Raw genomic sequence first — 3,933 nt, forward strand, 5'->3', positions numbered from 1 at the left:
CGGCGGCGCGCGCCGCCGCGACGTCCAAAGTGACCGAACCCGCGAGCCTGCTGTCCGCCGGCAAGCGGCCGAGCACCAGGTTCGCGTCGGTCACGGTCGGCTCGCCCCCGCCGCGACCGTAGCACGCCGGGCCGGGGTCCGCCCCGGCCGAGGCCGGCCCGACCCGCAGGAGGCCGCCGGCATCGGCGTAGGCGATCGATCCGCCCCCCGCCCCGATGCTGTGGATGTCTACCATCGGGACCGCCACCGGATAGGGCCCCAGACGCCCCTCGGAGGTCAGCACCACCTCCCCATCGACCAGCGCGACATCCGTGGAGGTCCCGCCCATGTCGAGCGTGAGGAAGCGCTCGTGGCCGGCGCCTCGGGCCACCGCACGAGCCCCCATGACCCCGCCCGCCGGGCCGGAGAGCAGGAGGTGCACCGCCCGCCGCGACGCGCTAGCGCCCGAGAGCGTCTCCCCGGCGCTCTGCATGACCGCGATACGCGTGGCCGGCAGCGCGCCCGCGAGCCGTTCCAGGTAGCCGTGGATCTTCGGTCCGGTGTAGGCGTTGAGCCAGGTGGCGATCCCCCGCTCGTACTCCCGGCGCTCCGGCAGCACCTCGGAGGAGCGGGACACGAACACCCCCGCGGGCAGGGCGGCCTCGATCGTGCGTTCCTGACTGGCATCGAGATAAGAGAACAGGCAGTCGATGGCCACCGCCTCGGCCCCAAGCGCACGCACCGTGGCCGCGAGCGCCGCCAAATCCTCTTCGGTGACGGGATCGAGGACGCCCCCATCGGCGCCGATCCGCCCTCCCGCCTCCAGGCACAACTCCCGCGGCACGGGCGGTGCGCACGGGCTGGGGCAGAGATCATAGAGATCGCGCCTGGCCTGGCGCCCGATCGTCAGGAGATCGCGGAACCCACGGTTGGTCACGAGGCAGGTCCTCGCGCCCTTGCCCTCCAAGACGGCGTTCGTGGCTACGGTGGTCCCGTGGATGATGCAGAAGCCCACTTCCGACAGCCCCAACGCCTCGATCCCCGCCAGGATGGCGTGCTCCGGCGCCTCGGGGGTCGAGAGGACCTTATGAACCCGAAAGCCGTGCCCATCATAGGCCACGAAATCGGTGAAGGTCCCCCCGGTATCCACGCCGACCACAAAGGCGCGTTTCCCCGGCCGCGTGCGATCTGCCTTGGTCATCACCTATGTCAACCACCCGGTCGATTCTCTGGCGTTGCGCGCTTCTGGTTCGATCAGGCCCTGGACGAACAGGATCGCAAATATCCGAAGGTCATCAGAGAGGTCGCGCCTACACCTGTCCAGTATCCAGAATAAGAATAAGAACTCCCACCAGCCGCTCTGCCAGGAAACGCCCGAGCGAGGCCCAGGATGGGCATCGACTGCTGCCTGTCTCTACCACGCCGATCAAGGGCTGGAAGGATGAAGTAGCTCTATCAAAACAATTGGTACCAAACCAGTACGGAACCCGCTATCGTCGCAGTGGGTGACCTGTCGGGTGATTGCGGGCGCAGCCCCCGTTTATTAGCATAGGGGATCCCAGCGCCGGCCCGTCTCCTATGCCCCCTTCTCCGACACCCCTGCGCATCGTCACGCGTAGAAGCCCGCTCGCCCTGCGGCAGGCCGAGATCGTCCGGGGCGAGCTCTTGCGCCGCCACGCCGGGCTCGGCGTCGAGCTGATGCCGGTGTGGACCGAGGCGGATCGGCGGCCGGATACCCCGCTCGCGCGCCTCGGGGGCAAGGGGCTGTTCGTCAAGGAGCTGGAACATTGCCTCGTCGAGGGCCGTGCGGATCTCGCGGTGCACTCCTTGAAAGACGTCACTGTCGAGATGCCGGCGGGGCTTTGCGTAGCGGCCGTCCTGGCGCGTGAAGACCCGCACGATGCCTTGGTCTCGAAGCGCTATGCGAGCCTCGACGCCCTGCCGCACGGGGCCCGCGTGGGCACCTCCAGCCTGCGCCGGCGCGCCCAGCTCTGTGCCCGCCGTCCCGATCTCGAGGTCCTGGAGGTGCGCGGCAACGTCGGCACCCGCCTCGAGCGCCTCGAGCGCGGCGACTTCGACGCCATCCTCCTGGCCGTCGCCGGACTCAAGCGTCTCGATCTCGCGGCCCGCATCACCGCGGTTATGAACCCCGAGATCATGTTGCCCGCCATAGGCCAGGGCGCGCTCGCGGTCCAGTGCCGCACCGGAGACGAGTACGTGCTCGACCTTGTCAAACCCCTCGACGACCCCGATACCCATGCCTGCACCGATGCGGAGCGGTCCTTCAACCGCCGCCTCGGCGGGGATTGCCACGTGCCCATCGCGGGCCATGCGGAGTTGCACGGTACGGAGCTATACCTTCGCGGGCTGGTGGCCCGACCGGATGGCCGCGAGCTGATCCGAGGCAGCGTGCGCGGCCCGAGGACAGAAGCCCAGTTACTCGGCATCGCCCTGGCCGAAGCGCTGATCGGGAGGGGTGCCGCGACGCTCCTCGCCGCCCTCGGCATGGTCGTCTGCGATGCGGGCTAGTACCGCAGGTCCTCTGCACGGGCTCGGGGTCCTGGTGACCCGACCCGCCCACCAGGCCCAGGCGCTTCAACGGCTCATCGAAGCGGCGGGGGGCCGTGCGTTCCTGTTTCCCCTGCTCGATATCAAACCCTTGGACGATCCGAGCCGGGCGCGACCCTGGATCCGCGACCTCGCCCGTTACGATATCGCGGTGTTCGTGAGCGCCAATGCGGTGGAGCACGGCCTGGGGTTGATCGACACGCACGGCGGGACGCTCGGGGCGATCGAGGTGATCGCCGTGGGCAGGGCGACTGCCCGGCGCCTGGAAGAGCGGGGCATCACGCGCGTCGCTGTCCCCGGCGAAGCGAGCAGTGAAGGCGTGCTGCGACTCGATACGCTCGGGGCAGACCGGATCGCCGGGAAAAGAGTCCTCATCTTTCGCGGGACCGACGGTCGGGAGCTTCTGGCCGAGGGCCTGCGCCGCCGCGGGGCGCTCGTGGACTATGCCGAGGTCTACGAGCGCGCCGTGACGGAGGTCGATCCCGAGCCCTTGCTTGGCCTCTGGGATCGGGGTGAAATAGACGCCGTGATCGTGACCAGCGCCGCGGCCCTGGAGCATCTCCTGTCGATGGGCGCCGGGATCGGGCGCGAGCGCCTGCTTGATGTGACGCTCGTGGTCCTGAGCGAAAGGCTCGCTGCCCGCGCCCGGCAGCTCGGCTTACGGCGCCCGCCGCTCGTGGCCACCGAGGCCGGTGACGCCGGCCTCTTCTCGGCATTGACGGCGTGGCGCACCCGGCAAGAGCCGCCGGGGTAGAGGACCCATGAACGACGAATACCTGACGAGCGCCAAACCACCAGGCGAGCCGGCCGAACCGCCGCCGCGACCCCCGTCGGCAGACGCCCATGGGCCCCCGCAGCGTGTGGAGCGCGGTGAACCCCCGGGACCTGCCGCGGTTTCCATCGGGGCGTCTCCGGAGCCTCTGGGCGGTATCACGGCCGCCCCGGCCGGGGCGAGCCAGACGCCATCCGCGGGTCCCCAATGGCTGGCGTGGGTGTTGCCGGCACTCTTCGTCCTGGCCTTGGTCGCGGCCTTCGGGTGGTGGCTTTTCGGCTACTCGCCGACGAGCGCCGGGACCCAGAACCGCATTGCCGAGATCGGGTCGCAACTGGACGGCCTCCGTCAAGAAATGGATGCGCACACCAAGACCGATGCCGAGCAGCTCGCCCGCTTGCAGGGCGCGGTGGAGGAGCAGCAGCGCCTCCAGGAGGCCCACGGCAAGTCCATCGAGAAGCTGGCCTTGTTGGCTTCACAGGACAACGAAGACCTGATCTTCGCCGAGGTCGCCTACCTCCTCGGGATCGCCCAGCAACGCCTGAGCTTCGAACGCGATGTCCCGACCGCCATCCGGGCCATGGAGGCGGCCGATCAGCGCCTCTTGAACCTCA

The 3,933-nt window shown here is 69.4% G+C and carries 4 protein-coding genes; 3 read left to right on the top strand and 1 reads right to left on the bottom strand.

Going from position 1 to position 3,933, the window contains the following annotated elements; genetic code table 11:
• Nucleotides 1-1,180: hydantoinase/oxoprolinase family protein (locus M3461_21065; protein ID MDQ3776663.1), on the bottom strand; the 1,180-nt coding region annotated here is incomplete at its 3' end.
• 377 nt (nucleotides 1,181-1,557) lie between these two features.
• On the opposite strand from M3461_21065, the gene hemC reads away from it, so the two are divergent.
• From hemC to M3461_21080, 3 genes are all read left to right on the top strand, one after another.
• Nucleotides 1,558-2,508 (top strand): hydroxymethylbilane synthase, encoded by a 951-nt coding sequence (gene hemC, locus M3461_21070; GenBank protein MDQ3776664.1) that lies wholly within the window; start codon nucleotides 1,558-1,560, stop codon nucleotides 2,506-2,508.
• Nucleotides 2,498-3,301, top strand: coding sequence for a uroporphyrinogen-III synthase (locus tag M3461_21075; GenBank protein MDQ3776665.1), 804 nt, complete (start codon nucleotides 2,498-2,500; stop codon nucleotides 3,299-3,301). Before hemC ends, M3461_21075 begins: the two co-directional genes overlap by 11 nt.
• Nucleotides 3,302-3,308: 7 nt before the next feature.
• Nucleotides 3,309-3,933, top strand: a 625-nt coding sequence (locus M3461_21080; protein ID MDQ3776666.1) for a hypothetical protein, incomplete at its 3' end; no start/stop codon positions are given.

It is taken from the genome of Pseudomonadota bacterium (assembly GCA_030860485.1).
Classification (GTDB): domain Bacteria; phylum Pseudomonadota; class Gammaproteobacteria; order JACCXJ01; family JACCXJ01; genus JACCXJ01.

Excerpts from the sequence above, each read along its gene's own strand:
- M3461_21075 (MDQ3776665.1), top strand. The coding sequence starts at position 2,498 with ATGCGGGCTAGTACCGCAGGTCCTCTGCACGGGCTCGGGGTCCTGGTG.
- hemC (MDQ3776664.1), top strand. The coding sequence starts at position 1,558 with ATGCCCCCTTCTCCGACACCCCTGCGCATCGTCACGCGTAGAAGCCCG.